This window comes from Schinkia acidoalkalinis, assembly GCF_054301215.1.
This window is the reverse complement of sequence record NZ_CP182573.1, coordinates 1180439-1200733: the sequence shown is the minus strand read 5'-3', so window position 1 is coordinate 1200733 and position 20295 is coordinate 1180439. Positions and strand designations below refer to the sequence as shown.

Here is a 20295-nt window from a genome sequence, read left to right as displayed (position 1 = left end):
AAAGCTTTGCGACGAAGTCAACAGGGGAGAAACAGATAGGGGGAGATGAATTGAGGAAGTTTTTTAGAATGACTGTTTTAACAATTGTGATGTTTGCGCAATTGTTGGCTGGGGTTAATATGGGAGTTTCGGCTGAAACACCGGAGGATACAGTAAGTGATATATCTGCGTTATCGTTAATAAGTTCAGCAGAAAAAGTTGAGGTTGAGGATTCATCGTATGGTCCATATATTAATGTGATTAATGGATTAGAGTCAGCAGGTACATATTACTGGGCATTTTATGTTAACGATGAAGAGGCATCTGTGGGAGCGGGGGCTTATGAACCAAATGTTGGTGAAACCCTATCATTTAGATATAAATCGTGGGAAGATAATACCTTTACGACCGAAGAAACAATAAAAATTGTAGGGTTGGAGTCTGATTCTACAGCATTATCATTGCTTCAAAAAGAAGAAACAGTAGAAACTATGGACAGTGCTTGGGGTCCAATGATTACATCAATTAATGGACTTGCAGCAGCAGGTACATATTACTGGGCATTTTATGTTAACGGTGAGGAAGCATCAGTTGGAGCTGCATCCTATAAGCCTAAGGCGGGTGAAACACTAACCTTTAAATATAAGTCATATGCAGGGGAACCAGATGTTATATCGCCGGGTAGTAAAATTACAATTGCTGGATTACCTATAAGCGGAAATCCACCAGATGAAGGGACTACTCCTGAAAATTCATGTGAACAATTGTCAGAAGGTACTACGCTTGAAAAATCAGTTAAATGGATTCAATGTAATAATGAAATTCCAACTTTGGAAGAAGCATTAGCTTTAAGACAATTAGGTAATTCGATTCCTAAATCATATATTCAAGAAATTGAAAATAATCTTAAAACAAATAATGGTGATTTTACAAAGGTTACTGATTTAGAAAAAGCGGCGCTTGGTCTAATCATTATTGATAAAGATCCTACTAATTTTAATGGAATAAATTTAATAGAAAAAATATATAACCATGACAATTTGACCATGCAAGGGTTGAATGGAGTTATTTATGGTTTACTAGCAATTGATAGTAAGGGATTTGATGTTCCTAATTCCGCAAAATGGACAAGAGAAAAATTCATTCAATATATTTTAGATAATCAATTAAGCGATGGCGGCTGGTCACTCGACAATAAAACATCCGACGTTGATATGACAGCAATGGCATTAAGTAGTTTATCTAAATATCAGGATATCCCTGAGGTGAAAACAGCTATTGAAAAAGCAGTATTATGGTTGGAAAAGTCTCAACAACAAAGTGGCGCCTTTTTATCAATTAAAGGACAAGAAAATAGTCAGAGCACGGCACAGGTAATCATCGCTCTATCAACTTTAGGTATGAATCCTATCGATGAAGGATTTACAAAAGAAAAAAATGTTTATAGTTCCTTACTATCGTTTCAAAATAGTGATGGTGGCTTTTCTAATTTGAAAAGTGGAAACTCAGAGTTGGTATCTACGGGGCAAGCGTTACTTGCTCTAGTTTCATATGAGAGATTATTAACAGAAAAAAGTTCTGTTTACAATTTAACAAATTTGCCTACTTTAGTGGTAGATGAAACAAGTGGAAATAGCGGTACATCACCAACAACACCAGGTGAAACTAAAAAACAAACGATTACAATTTCCGTGAGAAGCCATGAATCTACTATTCTATCTAATAGAACGATAGAAGTAGATGGAAATGCAACTGCTCTTAGCGCACTTGTTGATGTCTTAGAGGAAAATGGTATTGCCTATGAGACTAGCGGTTACGGGTCAACTGCCTACGTGGCTGCGATTAATGGTTTAGCTGAATTTGACCATGGACCAACGAGTGGGTGGAAGTATTCTGTTAATGGGTATTTTCCTGGTAGTGGTGCAGGAACATACAAACTAAGTGATGGTGATCAATTAGAATGGGTTTATGAAGTAGAAGGTGTAGACCCTTCAGAGATGCCAAGTAGCCCCGTGAGTAATGTAGTATTAAATTCTTTTGATTCGACAAAACTCAATGTTGTTCTTAACAAAGAACAAAAAATGTCATCTATAGATGCTCAAAAATTAAAAGAAGCGCTGTCTAGTAACACAGTAAAACTTGAAAAAACTGCTGTTCCAACAGAGGAAACCGTGATTTCAGATTCAAAAGTAGACGAAGCTAAAATTGTTATACCAAAAGAAGCACTACAAGAGCAGAAAACAATTAAAATTGAGGAACTTGCAACTGAAGCTACTGGTGCTGACAAGCAATTAAAGTCTTCTGTTTACGAGTTTTCACCAAAAGGTACAAAATTTGAAAAGCCAGTCTATATTTCTATTAATGTACCAATTGAAAATGATGATTTAGATAATCTGGTTATGGCATGGCTTGACGAGGAAAAGAATCAATGGATTCAAATTCCAACTGTTATTGATGCAAAAACTGGTACAGTAACTGGTAAGGTAGATCACTTTACGAAGTTTGCGGTAATTAAAAAGTTAAATGAAAACAATAAACTTGATGTTGCAAATGAATTAAACAAAGTAACCCAATACCTTAAAACCGATCAAACTCAATCCGAATGGGAAGATTTTGGATTTGCTCGTCTCGGTCAAGCTGATACGCAGGCTGTTTTAGCGGGAATTAGCAAGAAGTTAAAAGAGACAGACGGATTTTTCCGCAAGATTACGGATTATGAACGCTATGCATTAACCGTTCAGGCACTTGGTGGTGACCCAACGAACATTGGTGGTTACGATTTAATGGAAAAGATTTATAATAATGAAAGAATGACAATGCAAGGAACAAACGGTTTGATTTTTGCACTGATTGCTTTAGATAGTGGCAATTATCAAGCTCCACAAAATGCGAAGTGGAATCGTGAGAAAATCTTAGCTGAAATTTTGGCAAATCAAAATGTAGATGGTGGATTTACACTCGTGAACGGTGAAGCTTCCGATGTTGACATGACATCAATGGCGATTAGTAGTTTGGTAAACTACAAGGAACAGCCACAAGTGAAAAGTGCGATTGATAAAGCCATTGCGTGGTTAAGCAAGGCACAACAAGCTAGCGGCGGCTTTATCGCTGATGGAAAAGAAAATAGTGAAAGTGCATCTCAAGTTATCATGGCTTTAACCGCTGCTGGTATTGATCCGCAAGGGGAATCCTTTACAAAAGCAAGTGGGAATGTTATTTCAAACCTTTTATCTTATCAAACAAAAGATGGCGGATTTGCTAATGTAAAAAATGATGCATCAAACCAAATTGCCTCCGAGCAAGCTTTATTGGCTTTGATTGCACTGGATCATTTTTACAATAACAAAAATTCTATCTATCAATTTACGAGCCAAGATAAGACGGTCGTAGTATCAAAAACTATTCCTGCCTTTGCAGATAGAAAAGAGATTTCTTCCTATGCTCTTCAATCAGTAAATGAGGCTTTTGATAAAGAGATTATGTATGGTGTGGGTCAAAATCCATTACGGTTTGCACCACAACAGTCTTTAACACGTGCGCAGTTCACAGCGATTTTAGTAAAACTGTTAGAGGGCGAAGAGTATGCACAAAACAATGTTATTTTTAATGATGTAAAGCCGGGGCAGTGGTATTACGGCGTTGTAATGAGAGCACAGCAGTTGGGAATTATTGGCGGCACATCAAAAACAACATTTAGTCCAAATAAGCCAATTACAAGAGAGCAAGTGGCGGTTATTCTTGCCAGAGCGTTTGATCTTGTATCAAAACAAGACGAATCCAAAACAACGATTTACAGTGATATTTCGAAATTAAGTCAATTTAATCAAGCAGCAATTCAAGCCCTGTATGATAAGAATCTGATGAAAGGGTATAAAGGTAATTTATTCAAGCCAAATGACCTTGTAACAAGAGAAATGGGTGCAGTGCTCGCAACCCGAATTGATGAAAAATTTTAAGCGGGCTATGAGCAGTCAAATAAAAACAACGGAGAACGATTTTAATCGTTCTCCTTAGTTGTTGATAAAGGAGGTTTTTTACTTTGAAAAATATGATGAAATTCTTTATTGTAGCCGTGATTTTGGCAACTTTACTTGCTGGTTGTGCTTCAAAAGAAGGGAACGAACAGAAAAATGATGCAGGGAAAAATACGCAGCAAGTTGTAAAGGATGAAAGCATTTCGAAGGATGATAAAGAGGAAAACGACCAACAGGCTAAGGAAGAAAATGAAAAATCAACACAGAATGTGACTGTAGTAGGTAAGGGCGAGGCCCCACAAGAACAAGTGGCAACTGAAAGTAATAAGCAACAGACTGATGTTGCAAAACAACAAGTTGTGGCTTCGAAAGCAAGCAAGGAAACCACAGTACCTAAAGCAAATCAGAGTACCACAAAAACAAGTGAAACTAAGATACAGACAAATAAGGGCGTTAGTCAATCACAAGTCCAAAAGAAAACTGCCTCTACCAATTCTTCTAATCAGGCTGCGGCTTCAAAAGCTGAGCAGAAAAAAACTAGTAATATTCAAGAACATGAAGCTACCATTTCCATAAAAGGTGATCAACAAACTGGAATTATTTTAAAAACAACAAAAGTGGAAATTCAAGCAGGCGATACAGTTTTAGATATACTTAAGAAAGTAACAAAACAAAATCGGATTCAAATGGAGTACCGAGGTAGCGGCGGCACTGCATATATTGAAGGAATCAATAATTTATATGAATTCGATAAGGGACCAAAAAGTGGCTGGATGTACAGCGTGAATGGTGCTTTTATGAGAAAGGGAGCAGGGCTCTCAGAGGTGAAGCCGGGTGACAAAATTGAGTGGGTTTACACGTTAGACCTTGGCAAAGACGTTGGGCAAAATGTCAGTGAATAAAATAGACGGCTTCAATGCTTTACATCCAGCAGTGTGCTTTCTATATTATCTTGGGGTGTTTTCTTTAAGCATGGTTTTTAACCATCCCTTTTTTCTATTAGCTGCTTTTGTTTCAGTATTACTTCTCAACTATTTTCACGATCGTGCCAAAGAAATGCGAAAAGGGATGGGCTTTTATATCTTTATCGCACTTGCCATCTTTATCATCAATCCGCTCTTCTCTCATCGAGGTTCGACTATCATTTTTTATTTATTTGACCAACCGATGACACTGGAAAGTATGATGTTTGGCTTTTTAATGATGCTGTCGATTATGACCATTCTAATAGCGTTTGTATCTTTTAATTTTATTATTTCCGAGGATAAATTCATTTATTTATTTTCCTCATTTGCTCCTAAAACGGCACTCTTGATTATGATGGCCTTTCGCTTTGTTCCGCTATTAAAAAGAAGATTAATAGAAATTACGAACGTTCAAAAAACAAGGGGAATCAGTATGATGAGCGGGACGGTTAAGCAAAGAGCCAAGGCTGGAATGAGCCTCATTCATATTTTAATGACATGGTCATTGGAGGAGGCTCTGCAAACAGCGGATTCAATGACAGCGCGTGGCTATGGATTAGGTAGTAGGAGTTCTTTTTTTACATACCGCTTTTATAAAGAAGATATTTTTTTCATGGCTTGGTTTAGCGTACTTTTCATTGCTTTGTTAGTGTTTGGTCTGTTGGGAATGGGGAAGCTTGAAATCTATCCCCATCTGGAATCTCTAAAACTTACGATTGGCGAAAGTAATCTATTCGGTCTTTTTTTGTTGTTTTTATTCACACCTCATTTTATTGAAGGGAGAGAATACTTTAGATGGCGCTTATTGAAATGAAAAACTTTTCCTTTACATATGCTGGTGAGGGCACTCCTTTGCTAAAGGATATATCCCTTACCATTGATGAGGGTGAAATGATTTTACTTTGTGGAGCAACAGGATGTGGAAAAACAACGCTCCTTAAGCAAATGAAGAAGGAGATTGCTCCGATTGGAACGAGGATGGGCCATGTGTTTTACAATCAAGTGGAGCTCGAGTTCGTTTCTTCCTATACTGCAGCAAAAGAAATTGGAATTGTTTTTCAAGACCCTGAAAATCAAATCGTCACAAATACGGTCTGGCATGAGTTAGCTTTTTCGTTAGAGAATTTTAGCTACCCTGCTAATGAAATTCGCAAAAAAGTTGCTGAAATGGCTTCTTTCTTTGGTATTGAGGAATGGTTGCATTTATCAATACATGAGCTTTCAGGTGGTCAAAAACAGCTGGTGAATTTGGCTTCCATTTTGCTTTTGCAGCCGCGATTGTTGCTATTGGACGAACCAACGGCCCAGCTTGATCCAATTGCTGCCCGAGAATTTTTACAAATGATCCACCGTATCAATCAAGAGTTTAATACAACGATTGTAATTATCGAGCACAGGTTAGAGGAAGTTTTTCCGATTGTTGACCGTGTTGTTTTACTAGAAAATGGCGAAATAAAGTTTAATGAAACGCCGCAAAAGGTGATTGGGAAAATTGACAAAAATGATGTCTATTTTCAGTATTTGCCGGAAATCACCAAGCTTTTTTTATTGATGAATAAGGGTGTTGATTGGTTAGAGTCGATTCCAGTTACAGTTAGGGAAGGTCGGAAATGTCTGAAAGGTGGGAGGGCGAAGCTAAGATCACGGGAGGGGCAGCAAGTTGAGAAGGAAGAGGACGTTGTAAAACAAACGCAGGCTGCTCGCTCCGTCCTCGAGTGCAAGGATGTATTCTTCCAATATGCACGGGGCGGCAAGATGGTGCTAGAGGGCGTCAGTTATTCAGTGCGTGAGGGTTTGTTTTCCGCCATTATTGGTGGTAATGGAGCCGGTAAGTCAACGTTACTAAAGGTGTTGGCAGGTTTGGAAAGTCCTAGGAGGGGCAAGGTTTTTCTACATGGGAAACCATTAATGAAAATAAAAGTGGAGGAACGCTACCAGGAAATTGGCTATTTATCGCAAAATCCACTAGCATTATTTACACAAGATACTGTAAGAGAAGAACTAAAGTTGGCAGTTGAGTTGGCTGGTTTGAAAGAGAATACTCTAGACATCGAGAAGCAAATTGAATTTTTTGCGTTGCAAAAAGTGCTGGATAAACATCCCTATGACTTAAGCGGTGGGGAGCGACAAAAGCTGGCTTTAGCGTGTATTCTTTTAAAACAACCAAAGTTGTTGTTGATAGATGAGCCGACAAAAGGACTTGACCCAAGCTTTAAACATGATGTTGGGGGATTATTAAAAGAGTTGCAGCTGGACGGTATGTCTATATTGATGGTTACTCACGATATTGAGTTTGCAGCACAATACGCGGATTACTGTTCACTTTTATTCGCAGGCGATATTGTTGCTGAAGGCACAGCAAAAGAGATGTTTAGTGATAATTATTTTTATACGACAGCTATCAATCGATTAGTGCGAAGTGATCTTCCCCGAGCGCTAACTTATGAGGATGTGTTACAAGTATGGGGCGGAGCAGGTTGTTATTAATACTTTCCATTTTATTGCTTGGCTTGCTGGTGTTTGGCACGGTTTTTCAGGGCGGAGATCATTATTTGCTTCTTAGTTTTGTAATGCTATTTGTAGCAATGTTTCCTTTTTTCGCCCGTTTTGAACGGAAGCAAATGGGTGCAAGGGGTATTGTGCTGATTGCGATTTTGGCTGCTTTTGCTGCTGTCAGTCGAGTGCCCTTCGCTGTACTGCCAAGTGTTCAGCCTACTACCTTCGTCGTGATTATGACGGCCATTGTTTTCGGAGCCGAATCGGGCTTTATGGTGGGAGCCATTGCAGCTTTAGTTTCAAACTTGTTTTTAGGGCAAGGACCTTGGACACCGTGGCAAATGTTTGCCTGGGGGATGGTTGGACTATCAGCAGGCCTTTTCAAAGATTGGTTATTGTCCAGGCCAAAATTATTTCTGCTGCCATTTGGATTTATATGGGGCTTTTTATTCGGATGGATCATGGATATGTGGTACATCATTGGTTTTATGGGAGATATAAGTTGGGGCAAGGTGCTCTCGGCGATTGCCTCCAGCTTATATTTTGACTTAGCCCACGCTTTATCGAATCTATTTTTCCTATCTATTTTTGCAACTAGGTGGAAAACAATTCTTGAGCGTTTTAAAGTTAAATATGGTCTGCTGAATGGGGTGGGGACACTAAGGGGGAAGTAGCCGTTATGGTAGTCCCTCCATTTTAGTGCCCAAAATGGTTGTCACGGAGGTAATCCGGTCACTACTCTGGCATAGTAGAGCCCGCAAAACGGGATACAAGTACAAAACGGGCACTAGGTTATTAATCTAGTGCCCGTAATAATAGTTGCAGGCAAAATCCGGTCACTAGGCCACCGTACTAGCGCACCGTTCTAGTGCCCGTTTTCCGCAACGCTTCAGGGATATACACACAGAACGGCTCGCTTTCTAGATAATCTCCAGTAACGGCATATGTTCTTGAACGAGAACCGCCGCATGTAAACCTAAATTCACAAACCCCGCATTTGCCTTTGTAAAGGTCCGGATTTCGCAATTCTTTTAAAACAGGAGATTCCCGGTATATATCTTTTAATGCTTTTTCACGTACATTGCCGACCTTAATTGGCAATAACCCGCTTGGCATGACGTCGCCTACATGGGAAACAAATATAAATCCGTTTCCGTCATTGACTCCTTTAGGTGCACGCTTTAAACCATCTACGAGTGATGCTGCATCGGTTGTTATGCTGTCTTCATAATGAATTTCGCCTTTTGCGATTTTATGTTCTTTTGTTTTTTGCTGGATGACAACGCGGCGATAATGCTGGGCTGCTGTTGTTTTGATATCATATGGTGCTGTTTTACTCAATTCATATAACCATAAAAATACTTTTTCATGTTCTAATGGTGTGAGGCAATCTTCTAATTGACCTCGACCAGTTGGAACAAGCAAGAAAATATACCACATAATTGCTTTTAAATCTTTGACAAGCTCGGCCATTTTTTCGAGATGATCATAGTTGTAGCGGGAAATAACGGTATTAATTTGCAATGGCATGTCTAATTCATTTAGGTACTTTATCTTTTCTAGTGTTAACTCAAAAGAACCGGGTGTTCCGCGGAAGTGATCGTGAATTTCCGGTGTAGGTCCATCAAGGCTGAAGCCCCAGCGTGAAAGTCCTACCGCTTTTGCTTTTTCCATCTTTTCTTTTGTAACATTGTCAGTAGCACTTGGGACCATGGAAACGCGCATCCCTTTTTTTACTGCGTAATCTGCAAGCTCAAATAAGTCTTCCCTCATCATGCAGTCCCCGCCTGTAAAGACAAGCATCGGATTATCCATTTCATAAATCTGGTCAATGAGTTTTATTCCTTCTTCGTGGTTTAACTCATTTGGATCGGGATTTGTTTGAGCATCAGCCCTGCAATGCACACATTTTAATTGGCAAGCCCTTGTAACCTCCCAAATCACAATAAACGGATTAACATTATAATCAATCATTTTTCCATGTGGATGTCCTTGTCTTTCCAATCTAATCACCTGTCCTGTTCAGTTCTGTTAAACAACAATACTTTCATTATAAAATTTTGTAATTCATTGTGATTGGTAGGTGTGTTACAAATTATTAACAATAACAAAAAAATGTATCGCAAAGATTGTCCATTTCCTAAAAAATTGTATTTTTTCCACTCATTTGATTATAAAATTTTGACAATTCCATATTATTATTTTACTTCCACGAAAAAAAAGCGTATAATTGTAATAGCCTGGTAATGGGGGGAGCAAATTGAAAACAGATGCTAGTCTAATAGAGTTATTTGAAGAATGGCTATTACATCAAGAGAAATCTCCTAATACGATTAACACCTATAAAAGTGCTATTCAAAAATTTAGTGATTGGTTAAAAGAAACAGATCGTAATTTACAAGAGCTTACTCATCGGGATATTCAAGATTACATGAATGAGCTCGAAGAAGAAGGGAAAAGTGCAGCAACAATTGATAAAGTGTATGCAACGATTCGTGTTTTTGCCCAGTTTTTGGATCACCCAGGTATTGTTGACAATATAAAACGTAAGGAAAAGGAAAAGAATATTTATCAAACTATTCCTGAGTTTTTACAAGAAGATGAAAAAAGCAAGCTATTAAAAGATGTTGAGAAAGATAAAGATGTTCGAAATACAGCGATTGTTTATATGCTTTTATATACAGGCATCAGGTTGTCTGAATTATGTAATTTAGATCGTAAGGACATTGAAATCAGCGGCCAAGTTGGAACGGTAACGGTTAATAATCCTCTGATTGAAAAGAAAAGAACAGTTCCAATACCTAAGGATGCACTTAGGATTTTGAAAGGTTATTTAGAAACATTACCGGAAAATTATCAAGGCCCATTATTTATTTCAAAACAAAATAACCGACTTACAACAAGATCTATTCAATATATGTTAGAAAAATATAATATTAGCCCACATAAATTACGTCATACTTTTTGCAAGGACTTAATTGAAAAAGGATTAGACATTGCGGTTGTGGCCCAGTTAGCGGGACATAATGATATTAATATAACAAAAAGGTATATTATAAAAGGTGCATAGGGTTGTTTTTTTACGACACACACGGCTGCTTTGTCTTGGGTTCAGTGAAAAAACATGAAGAAAAAAGATAGCATTCACCGTACTAGGTTGAGGCTGTCTTTTTTGCACTTTCTAATTGTAAACCTACTGTTAAAGGGCTATGATAATGATAATATAGATTGGATAACAACGGGGTGTAACAAATGGATATTCGCCATTTAGAGTATTTTTCCGAGATTGCTAAGCATCTGAGCTTTACTAAAGCTGCTTCAACGCTGCATGTATCACAGCCATCGCTAAGCAAAGCTATTCAACATTTAGAAGGGGAGTTAGGGGTACCATTATTTTATCGTTCTCCAAAACAACTGGAACTTACAGATGCCGGTAAGGCAGTGCTGATTAATACAAAAAATGTATTGGAGGCTTTTAATAATCTTACATCGGAATTGACTGATATTGCTGAATTAAAAAAAGGTGAAATTAGAATCGGCATTCCACCGATTATGGGAGCAGCTTTTTTCTCCACTTTAATTAGCCAATATAAAGAAATTTACCCTTTAGTGGAAATTCATTTAACAGAGGTTGGTTCAAAGGTAATTAAAGATGGGGTGGAAGATGGCTCACTGGACATTGGTTTAATTTGTAATGTACCGATTAGAAATGACAGTTTCGAGGTAATCAAACTATTAAAAGACCCACTGGTTGTTATTGTTCATAAGGATAATCCTTTAGCCGAAAATGGAATCATTGATTTTACGCTATTAGAAGAAGAGCCGTTTATATTATATCGAAAGGATTTTTCCTTGCACGACCGAATACTTGATGCCTGTGCAAAACATGATTTCACACCTAATATTGTCTGTGAAACATCACAAAAGGATTTTATTGTAGAAATGGTAGGAGCAAAATTAGGCATTGCACTATTGCCAAGTAAAATTTGTGAGAATTTGAATGGAAATATAGTGGTGCTTCCCTTTGAACAACCGGAGGTTAATTTAGAGTTAGGAATGATTTGGAAAAGGAATAAATATCAGTCCTTTGCTGTCCGTGAGTTTATCGAGATGGCAAAGAGTTATACGGACAGTCAAAAGTAAGACATGAGGTATTCAGAAGAATAGCCTCATGTCATTTTTTATTAATTGTTATTGATTTTGTACTGCAAACTTAGCTTTTGCTTCAGCGCGTCTTTGATGAAGAATTGGCTCCGTATAGCCACTTGGTTGGTCATAACCTTTAAAAATAAGGTCACATGCGGCTTGGAATCCAACTGAGCTATCATAATCTGGTGCCATTGGACGATAGGCAGCATCACCTGCGTTTTGATCGTCAACAACTTTGGCCATACGCTTTAATGTTTCTTCTACTTGTTCTTTTGTGCAAATGCCATGGTGCAACCAGTTTGCAATGTGTTGGCTTGAAATACGTAATGTTGCTCTGTCCTCCATTAGGCCGATATTGTTAATATCAGGTACTTTCGAACAACCAACACCTTGTTCTACCCAGCGTATAACATAGCCGAGAATTCCTTGGCAGTTGTTATCAAGCTCTTGTTGAATTTCTTCGGGCGACCAGCTTGGGTTTTTCTCAATTGGTAATTGTAAAATATCATCACGTAAATCAGAAATATTTTTTGCAATTTCATTTTGAATGTCGATGACATTAACTTGATGATAATGCAAAGCATGCAATGTTGCTGCAGTTGGTGAAGGTACCCAAGCAGTATTGCCGCCCGCTTTAAGATGGCCGATTTTTTGCTTTAACATTTCGGCCATTAAATCTGGCATTGCCCACATTCCTTTACCGATTTGAGCATGACCTTGAAGGCCACAAGTTAAACCAATATTCACGTTTGACTTTTCATAAGAGCCAAGCCATGTTGCTGATTTCATAGTACCTTTGCGAATCATTGGGCCTGCTTCCATTGACGTATGCATTTCGTCGCCTGTACGATCGAGGAAGCCAGTGTTAATGAATACAATCCGGTCTTTTACTTCATAAATACAATTTTTCAAGTTTAATGATGTACGGCGCTCTTCATCCATAACACCAATTTTAATCGTATTGCGTTCTAATTGAAGCATATCCTCTACACGGTCAAAAAGCTTGTTGGCAAATGCTGCTTCCTTTGGACCGTGCATCTTTGGCTTAACGATATAAATAGAGCCTTTTTGTGAATTTAGATGTTTAGAATTTCCAACTAATTCATGTGCAGAAATTAAACTGCTAATCGCTGCGTCTAAAATTCCTTCTGGAACTTCCTCGCCATTTTCATCCAAAACAGCATTACTTGTCATCAAATGTCCTACATTACGGCAGAACATCAATGATCTCCCAGATAGAGCAATTGTTTCTCCATTAAGTCCAGTATAAGTCCGGTCAGGATTCATGACTCGAGTCATTGTTTTATTGCCTTTTTCAAATGAAGCTGCCAAGTCCCCTTTAACAAGTCCCAACCAATTACGATAAACACCAACTTTGTCTTCTGCATCAACAGCAGCAATGGAATCTTCAAAGTCCATGATTGTTGTTGTTGCTGCCTCCATTAGAACATCTTTGACACCTGCTTTATCCGTTTTACCGATTGGGTGTGTTCGATCGATTTGAAGTTCAAAGTGTAGGCGATTATTTTTGAATAAAATAGCAGAAGGGTTTTCTGCTTCACCTTGATAGCCAATTACTTTTGATGAGTCTTGTAGTTTTGTAGATTCGCCGTCTGCAAGCAACACAAATAATTGGTTGTCTACAAGCTGGTAACCAGTAGCATCGGAATGTGATCCCTTTTGCAATGGAATCGTTTGATCAAGAAAATCTTTAGCAAATTTAATGACGAGTTCACCACGAACAGGGTTGTATGCTCCGCTCTTGCCAGCTCCATTTTCTTCACTAATTGCATCCGTACCATAAAGGGCATCGTAAAGACTTCCCCAACGTGCATTAGCAGCATTAATGGCATAGCGGGCATTATCTACTGGTACAACAAGCTGTGGACCACCTTGGATGGCAATTTCATCGTCAACATTCTTAGTAGCAATCTCGAAATCTTCTACATCCGGCTCAAGATAATTGATTTCCTGCAAAAATGATTTATAGCTTTCAAATTCGAAGGTTTCTTTATTTTTTAAATGCCATTCATTAATTCTTCTTTGCAATTTATCACGCTCGGCCAATAATGCTTTGTTTTCAGGTGTTAAATCTTTAATGAGCGATTCAAGTCCAGCCCAAAACTGTTCGCCAGTAATCCGAGCACCTGGAAGGGCTTCCTTGTTAATAAAATCTTGAAGGATTGAAGCTACCTGTAAATTACCGATTTTTACGTATTTAGTCATTTTGCATTTTCCTCCTTGAAATTTAAGATAGTTCTCTCCTGAACAATAAATGTAAATTTATAATATTCTCTCTATTTTTGCTATTTTCATTATATAAGTTAACTGCCTACTTTGAAAATATTTATTTTGAATAATGGATATGCAATAAGGTTATAAAAAGAAAAAGGCTATATAATTAAAGTTTTATTACAAAAATATTCATCTGCTAATTACAAAAAAAGGCTGCCCATAAGGACAGCCTTGTGTTTATATAAAAATTAAAGTTCACCTTGTATTTCTGGATTCTCGCGCTTGGACAACCAGTTCTTAATGTCTGTTAATATTGAAAATACTAATAAAATATTAATAACCCACACAGACAAGAATTGAAGGTTTGTTCCGAGTTTTAACGTACTGTCATCCTTCAATACCATTACAATAAAAGCCTCTACGAAAATTAATCCTAAACCAAGTAATAATGAAGTCCCAGCACGATACAAATTAAATTACTTCCTTTCATTTCTTTTTAATTAATTTTCTTAATATTGTAAGTTTATCATAAAATTGGCTATTTATAAATCTAAAAAACTTTTTTCTTTTGGACATAAAAAAATTACCCCTCCCGAATGAATAAGTGAAACAACAAAAAATAGGAGATGAACAACATGAAGAATTCAAAAAACTTATACAAGGTATTTTCAACAACAGTCGTAGCAACAATGTTAACAATGTCATTAGGAGCTGGATTTGGACATGCAGAAGAGAATGATCAAACTACTCCTCAAGTAACACAAGGAACTGTAACACAAGATAATACTACGGTAACAAACGACGCGTCTGTGACAGAAGGAACAACTAATAATGCTAACAACACAGGTGCAACTACAGGGGACAATGAAGCAGCTGTTTCTACTGAAAACCAAGAGGATGTTTCTTTACTACCAGGAGATTTATTCTATTTCTTTAAAACATTAACTGAAAAAATCAAATTAGCATTAACAAATAATGATATTGATAAAGCAAAACTTCTTGTCCAATACACGCAAGATCGTATAAATGAAGCGGAAGCCCTTTTTAATAAAGGGGATGAGGATAAGGCTAATGAAACATTGAAAAAAGCACTTGAACTACAAGATACTGCTCTAGATTACAGCAGCGAAGCGAATGCAGAGGATGTTTCTGATACGACATCTACAGACTCTACGAATAATGCAACAACACAAGATGAAACAGCAAACACTGATAGTAATACGTCAGCAACAGAAGAAGAGAGCAACAATAACCAAAGCGATGTCAAAGATGAACTTGAGAAGGCATTTGCAAATAATGTTCATGGGTTATTAATTGCTATCCAAAATGTAAAGAATCCAACAGCATTAAAAGCACTTACAAGAAATCTTGAAAAGCAAGCTAAAAAATATGAAAAGCGATATGGAAAAATTTTAGAGGCTGAAGAGCGCTATACAAAGGCCGTTTCTGAAGTTCAAGGCAAAGTTGAGTCAGGGGAGCTAACAACAGAGGAAGCAACTAAGAAAATCAACAAAGCCGCAAAAGAGCTTGCAAAAAAACAAACAGAGGTAAAAACTGAAGTACAAAAGGATACTGAAAAAGCAACAGCAAAGGATGAAGATGAGGCTAAAGTAGAAACAGCTGAAACTTCAGAGAAAGATGAAGTAGTTAAAGCGGAAGATCAAAACAAATATGATCGTGTAGATGAAGACAAAGATAACCAAGATGAAGATCAAAATGAAGATAAAGAATCTAAATTTGAGAAAAAGCAAGCTAAAGAAGAGCTAAAGCAAGAAATAAAAATAAAACATGAAGAGTTTAAAGCCGAGAAAGAAAAATTGAAGGAAGAAAGAAAACAACAACATCAAGAAGAAAAGCATGGTAAAGGCAATAAACAAGAAGAATAATCTTCTTTATAAGGCTTTGAAAACTCCAGTACCTAGGGATTTTCCGGGTGCTGGAGTTTTTTATAGCAAAAACAATTTGTCGTATGGTCATTGACCATCCCGACCGCCTGCATAAAAGAGTAGCATATGGTCGTTCCAACAAATTTAAAGCCTTTTTTCTTAAGATCTTTGCTCATAGCATCGCTTTCCTTTGTTGAAACAGGCACTTCATCTATCGATGACCAATGATTGATGATGGGTTTGCCGCCGACAAAGTGCCAAATGTATTTTTGAAAGCTCCCATAGTCCTTTTTAATCATAAGAAACGCTTCTGCATTTCCGATGGCAGCCTTTATTTTTAAGCGGTTTCGAACAATACCAGGGTTATTTAGTAATTCTTGCATTTTAGCATCATCATACTTTGCAATTTTAGCTGGATCAAAACCGTCAAAGGCATTTCGGTAGTTCTCACGTTTTTTCAAAATTGTATACCAGCTTAATCCTGCCTGCGCACCTTCAAGAATCAGCATTTCGAATAGTTTTTGATCGTCAAAGACGGGAACTCCCCATTCTTCATCATGATATTTTATATATAATGGGTCCTTCGTTACCCACTGGCACCTTTCCATGACAACACATATCTCCTTTTATCACACATATCTCCTTTTATCTTATAGAGCTTACTTTATTCCAAACTTTTGCTTTATTTTGTAGCTCTGAAAATTTTTGTTCCAATTCATCTGCAGGCAATGGTTTTTCAAAGTAAAAGCCTTGCACTTCATCGCAATTCGCTTTTTGAAGGAAATCTACTTGTTCCTCTTCTTCAACACCCTCAGCAATTACATCAAGATTCAGGTTGTACGCCATGCTTAGTATTGTAGAAACGATTGCGGCATTTTCATTATTTGTATTGATATCTTTAATAAAGGAGCGATCAATTTTTAAGCGGTCAATCGGCAGCATTCTTAAATAATTAAGCGAACTATAACCTGTACCAAAATCATCAACGCTAATTTGAATGCCTAACTGTTTTAAGTGATTGAGTGTTGAAATCGCTTGATTATAATCGACAGTCATACTTTCGGTTATTTCAAGTTCTAGCAAACTAGGCTCAATGCCAGTTTCAGTTATGATATTTTCAACCATTTTTACTAGGTTTGTTTGTAAAAATTGTTTTGTCGATAAGTTAACGGACACAACGATTGACTGTATTCCTTGCTGTTGCCATTTTACAACTTGTTCACAAGCCGTTCTCAGTACGAACTCACCGATAGGAATAATAAGTCCAGTTTCTTCGGCAATCGAAATAAATTTTCCGGGTGGAATAATTCCTCTTTCAGGGTGAATCCATCTTACAAGTGCTTCCAATCCACTTAATTGACCAGTTTGAATATTCACTTTAGGCTGATAGTAGACAGCAAACTCTTCTCGCTCCAACGCTTTTCTTAAATCATTTTCGAAAATAATTTGTTCATACGAAGCGTCTTTTTCAAGTGGGGAGTATATACTATAATTGTTTCTTCCCAATTCTTTTACCCTGTACATAGCTGTATCGGCATGTTTGATAAGAGTTTCCGCATCCTTGCCATCAGTAGGATATAGGGCAATTCCGATACTACAAGTTATATGAACTTCATAGCCTGAAATCGTGATTGGATGGTTGATTGCCTTTGTAATTTTTTCGGCAAGTTGGATGGCATCATTTCCGTCTTTGATTTTTGGCATTAGAATAATAAATTCATCACCGCCAATTCTACCAACAGTATGGTCAAGGTCCACACAACTATCAATCAGCTTAGCGATATGTTTTAGCAATAAATCACCAAAGTCATGGCCAAGTGAATCATTAATGATTTTAAATCGATCCAAATCTAAAAACATGACACCGAGCATATATGAATTTTCATGATTTCTTACCGAATTCAAGGCACGGTTTAAACTTGCTTTGAAATAGCGATAGTTTGGCAAATCTGTTAAATAATCATGGTAAGCTGATTCCCGCAATGACTCATAAGCGGAAACACGATCCAATGCAATGGCAATCTGATTAGCAAACACAGAAAGCGTGCCTTCCTCTTTACCATTGTCTTGAAAAAAGTTTTTTTGATAGCTGCCAAGATTTAAAGTGCCAATCACTGTTTCATTAATAATTAAGGGCAATGATATGGTTGACTGCATTCCTTGTCTTAGTGGAACTTGTTCACATTCAAATATATTTTCTGTAGTTAAATCATTTCGTATAAATGGTTTTTTCGTATGGGCAACAATTTGAAATGGTGTGTCTGTAAAAGGATGCTCACCAATTAAAATACTGTCATTATCCCTAATATTATATATATTGACGTTGTTCCTGTTATCATCGAATAACGAAATGGAAAGTCGGTCGGGATTTATAAATGCTCTAATTTCTTTTAAAATAATACTAATTACATCATGATGACTTAAATTTTGTTTTAATACCGATTGAGAGATATTGCCTAGAGTTTTTAATTGCTTTATCTTTTCAGACAGTCTTGTCGTTGCTCGTAAAACTTCCTTTTTTAAGTTTTCCTCATTTTTCTCAATGGTTGATGCCATTTGATTAAAAACTGTTGATAACGCCTTGACTTCATTTGTGCCTTCTTCTTTAACTTTTATATGGCGCTTTCCTTCACTCATTGCCTTCGCAGCATTCATTAATTCTTTCAGTGGCAATGTTAATTTCTTACTTACGATAACTGAAATAACCATTGAGCATAGCGACACTAATAGCATGACAAGCAACGTATACGTATATAGGTTAATTAACTTAGATTGCAAAGAATCCTCTTTAAGGGCAATCTCGATTTCTCCTAAATTAGAGTTGAAATACACTAAAGGAACCTTTTCAATAAATAATTCTTTGTTTGTGTAAGTTTCCCCTTTTTGATTAACGACTTTCCCGTATTGGTCCCTAACAATAACGTATTGAATGTTTGGTTGATCCAGTAATGAATAGGCAAGAGGAGAGATACTGCTGTAATCTTCATTTAGCATAGAAAGTGATATGGCAGAACGCAAAGTAGTAGCTGCTGTACGTCCTTCACTTCTTAGCCCATCTTCCAAGTTGTTTGCTTCATGATAGAGGTAAATCGAGCCAAGAGCAATAATACAAATGAGAATAAGCGTATTCATTGTTAGCCATATCCGAAATGTGATGCTATTTCTCTTTGCTAACATTTCCTATTTCCCCCAATTTTTGCAACCATTCTTTATAATATTTCTTTTGTTGTTCGCGGCCATACTTATCTGTTAATTCCTCCCATTTCACAGCGGTACTTTCTAGTGCTTCTTCAGGGGTTACCTTTCCAATCATCGCAAGGTATAAATAATGATCTAGAGCTTGCATATAATCCCAACCGCCTGGAATCATTAAATCAACGTTAGGGTTTTTTAAGCTCTCCTTTACCGTATCAAGGAAGTTTTGATTAATGGCTTCGTTAGGAAAAGGACCTTTGCCATTTGCTTTTAAATGTGCTAAACGAAATGGATCATTAATGGTTTCAAATGAACCGATTGCATCCTTGCTCACTTCATAAGAAGTAATATGTTGGATGACCTGCCAGGCTTTGTCGGGATTCTTAGAGTCCTTTGAAATGGCAAGTACTCTCCCTATCCATGTGCCTCCGCGCAGTGACTCTGGTGTTTCGCCAGGGACTAGGGACCAACCGACCTTGCCGGCAACCTTTGAATCCCAAGTATCGTTTTCATCAAATGAAAATCTTGCAGTATCACTGAATTGAACAACCATTGCAACATTTCCCTGTAAAAATGCATTATTTAAATCAACCCAGTCATACATTGATTGCGGCGGTGTCGCCCCACTATTTTCTATGGCCAGCTGCTCTTTAATGGCCCGGACGCCTTCTTTAGATGTAATAAGTGGGTGCATATTTTCATCGAAGTATTTGCCGCCCATTGATATAAATCGTTCCGCAAACCAAATATACCGCTTTGAATCAGCGTTTAAAGTAGCTGTCCCGTATACATCAATTTTGCCATCACCATCAAGATCGCGGGTTAGGAACTTGGCAATTTGCGCGTATTCCTTCCATGTTTTAGGAGGGGTTAGGTCAACTCCATATTGTTTTTTATATTGATTGTTATATCTCTTAAATAAGTCTTTACGATAGAAAAGTAGGTGGGTATCGCCATCATAAACCATTCCATAATCATGCCCACCGTAGTTCATATAGAGCTTTCGATAGGCAGGAATGATATCTTTAGCAAAGCCAGGGTTCTTAGCAATATATGAATCTAGTGGCAAGAGCATATCCCTTTCTATATATAAAGGAATCTTTGCTGGGAAGATAACATAAATATCATACTTATCCTTTGATGCGAAAAGATAGTCTTCCAATCGGTCTGTTATTCTTTGTGGGTAATTGTATACGAGTTTCACACCGTATTTCTTTTCAATTTCTTTTTCTTCCATACGAAATAAAGTGATTGCTTCTGGTGATTCAGCAATTACGTGAATGGGTGTTAATTCTATATTCTTTTTTGCGTCGTTTTTATTATCATGATTAGTGCATCCAATAAGTGATAATAGTAAGGAGGTTGCTATAAGTGAATTCTTCATATAAGAATGTTTTTTCATAAGTTCACCCACTT

At 37.3% G+C, this 20295-nt stretch carries 14 protein-coding genes; 8 read left to right on the top strand and 6 right to left on the bottom strand.

The features are described from left to right. Positions 1-50: 50 nt before the first annotated feature. From ACNQFZ_RS06245 to ACNQFZ_RS06225, 5 genes are all read left to right on the top strand, one after another. A complete protein-coding gene (locus tag ACNQFZ_RS06245) occupies positions 51-3935 on the top strand; it encodes a DUF4430 domain-containing protein (RefSeq protein ID WP_458414462.1) in 3885 nt (1294 codons plus the stop codon). Between the two features lie 92 nt (positions 3936-4027). Further along, positions 4028-4855, top strand: a complete 828-nt coding sequence (locus tag ACNQFZ_RS06240; RefSeq protein WP_458415328.1) for a DUF4430 domain-containing protein — start codon at positions 4028-4030, stop codon at positions 4853-4855. Continuing rightward, positions 4842-5732 carry an energy-coupling factor transporter transmembrane component T gene (locus ACNQFZ_RS06235; protein WP_458414461.1) on the top strand — a complete coding sequence of 297 codons (891 nt, stop codon included), beginning with the start codon at positions 4842-4844 and terminating at the stop codon, positions 5730-5732. Before ACNQFZ_RS06240 ends, ACNQFZ_RS06235 begins: the two co-directional genes overlap by 14 nt. Next, positions 5714-7405, top strand: a complete 1692-nt coding sequence (locus ACNQFZ_RS06230) for an ABC transporter ATP-binding protein (RefSeq protein ID WP_458414460.1) — start codon at positions 5714-5716, stop codon at positions 7403-7405. Before ACNQFZ_RS06235 ends, ACNQFZ_RS06230 begins: the two co-directional genes overlap by 19 nt. Continuing rightward, entirely contained in the window at positions 7381-8088 is a 708-nt protein-coding gene (locus tag ACNQFZ_RS06225; protein ID WP_458414459.1) for an ECF transporter S component, read from the top strand. Before ACNQFZ_RS06230 ends, ACNQFZ_RS06225 begins: the two co-directional genes overlap by 25 nt. Positions 8089-8266: 178 nt before the next feature. Here the strand turns inward: ACNQFZ_RS06225 and ACNQFZ_RS06220 are convergent, their stop codons facing one another. Continuing rightward, a complete protein-coding gene (locus ACNQFZ_RS06220; protein WP_458415327.1) occupies positions 8267-9388 on the bottom strand; it encodes a TIGR04053 family radical SAM/SPASM domain-containing protein in 1122 nt (373 codons plus the stop codon). Between the two features lie 286 nt (positions 9389-9674). Between ACNQFZ_RS06220 and ACNQFZ_RS06215 the strand changes: the two genes are divergently transcribed. Together ACNQFZ_RS06215 and ACNQFZ_RS06210 are read left to right on the top strand one after the other, a co-directional pair. Beyond that, positions 9675-10484 (top strand): tyrosine-type recombinase/integrase, encoded by an 810-nt coding sequence (locus tag ACNQFZ_RS06215; protein ID WP_458414458.1) that lies wholly within the window; start codon positions 9675-9677, stop codon positions 10482-10484. 182 nt (positions 10485-10666) lie between these two features. Further along, the gene (locus tag ACNQFZ_RS06210) at positions 10667-11557 is read left to right on the top strand and encodes a LysR family transcriptional regulator (protein ID WP_458414457.1); all 891 of its coding nucleotides are present in this window, start codon (positions 10667-10669) and stop codon (positions 11555-11557) included. A gap of 48 nt (positions 11558-11605) precedes the next feature. On the opposite strand, the gene ACNQFZ_RS06205 is transcribed toward ACNQFZ_RS06210, so the two are convergent. Then, the gene (locus tag ACNQFZ_RS06205) at positions 11606-13789 is read right to left on the bottom strand and encodes a malate synthase G (protein ID WP_458414456.1); all 2184 of its coding nucleotides are present in this window, start codon (positions 13787-13789) and stop codon (positions 11606-11608) included. Positions 13790-14046: 257 nt separating this feature from the next. Then, positions 14047-14268, bottom strand: a complete 222-nt coding sequence (locus tag ACNQFZ_RS06200) for a hypothetical protein (RefSeq protein ID WP_458414455.1) — start codon at positions 14266-14268, stop codon at positions 14047-14049. A gap of 165 nt (positions 14269-14433) precedes the next feature. Here ACNQFZ_RS06200 and ACNQFZ_RS06195 point away from each other — a divergent pair, with 165 nt between their 5' ends. Beyond that, on the top strand, positions 14434-15684 hold the full coding sequence (locus tag ACNQFZ_RS06195) for a DUF5667 domain-containing protein (protein WP_458414454.1): 1251 nt from the start codon (positions 14434-14436) through the stop codon (positions 15682-15684). Between the two features lie 32 nt (positions 15685-15716). On the opposite strand, the gene ACNQFZ_RS06190 is transcribed toward ACNQFZ_RS06195, so the two are convergent. Genes ACNQFZ_RS06190 through ACNQFZ_RS06180 form a run of 3 tightly spaced genes read right to left on the bottom strand, consistent with a single transcriptional unit; the run spans position 15717 to position 20281 of the window. After that, positions 15717-16292, bottom strand: a complete 576-nt coding sequence (locus ACNQFZ_RS06190; RefSeq protein WP_458414453.1) for a DNA-3-methyladenine glycosylase I — start codon at positions 16290-16292, stop codon at positions 15717-15719. Positions 16293-16329: 37 nt separating this feature from the next. Beyond that, the gene (locus ACNQFZ_RS06185) at positions 16330-18861 is read right to left on the bottom strand and encodes an EAL domain-containing protein (RefSeq protein WP_458414452.1); all 2532 of its coding nucleotides are present in this window, start codon (positions 18859-18861) and stop codon (positions 16330-16332) included. After that, on the bottom strand, positions 18842-20281 hold the full coding sequence (locus ACNQFZ_RS06180; protein WP_458414451.1) for an ABC transporter substrate-binding protein: 1440 nt from the start codon (positions 20279-20281) through the stop codon (positions 18842-18844). Before ACNQFZ_RS06180 ends, ACNQFZ_RS06185 begins: the two co-directional genes overlap by 20 nt. Positions 20282-20295 lie beyond the last annotated feature (14 nt).

Excerpts from the sequence above, each read along its gene's own strand:
- ACNQFZ_RS06210 (WP_458414457.1), top strand. The coding sequence starts at position 10,667 with ATGGATATTCGCCATTTAGAGTATTTTTCCGAGATTGCTAAGCATCTG.
- ACNQFZ_RS06230 (WP_458414460.1), top strand. The coding sequence starts at position 5,714 with ATGGCGCTTATTGAAATGAAAAACTTTTCCTTTACATATGCTGGTGAG.
- ACNQFZ_RS06190 (WP_458414453.1), bottom strand. The coding sequence starts at position 16,292 with ATGGAAAGGTGCCAGTGGGTAACGAAGGACCCATTATATATAAAATAT.
- ACNQFZ_RS06235 (WP_458414461.1), top strand. The coding sequence starts at position 4,842 with ATGTCAGTGAATAAAATAGACGGCTTCAATGCTTTACATCCAGCAGTG.
- ACNQFZ_RS06180 (WP_458414451.1), bottom strand. The coding sequence starts at position 20,281 with ATGAAAAAACATTCTTATATGAAGAATTCACTTATAGCAACCTCCTTA.
- ACNQFZ_RS06195 (WP_458414454.1), top strand. The coding sequence starts at position 14,434 with ATGAAGAATTCAAAAAACTTATACAAGGTATTTTCAACAACAGTCGTA.
- ACNQFZ_RS06225 (WP_458414459.1), top strand. The coding sequence starts at position 7,381 with ATGGGGCGGAGCAGGTTGTTATTAATACTTTCCATTTTATTGCTTGGC.
- ACNQFZ_RS06205 (WP_458414456.1), bottom strand. The coding sequence starts at position 13,789 with ATGACTAAATACGTAAAAATCGGTAATTTACAGGTAGCTTCAATCCTT.
- ACNQFZ_RS06240 (WP_458415328.1), top strand. The coding sequence starts at position 4,028 with ATGATGAAATTCTTTATTGTAGCCGTGATTTTGGCAACTTTACTTGCT.
- ACNQFZ_RS06185 (WP_458414452.1), bottom strand. The coding sequence starts at position 18,861 with ATGTTAGCAAAGAGAAATAGCATCACATTTCGGATATGGCTAACAATG.
- ACNQFZ_RS06220 (WP_458415327.1), bottom strand. The coding sequence starts at position 9,388 with ATGATTGATTATAATGTTAATCCGTTTATTGTGATTTGGGAGGTTACA.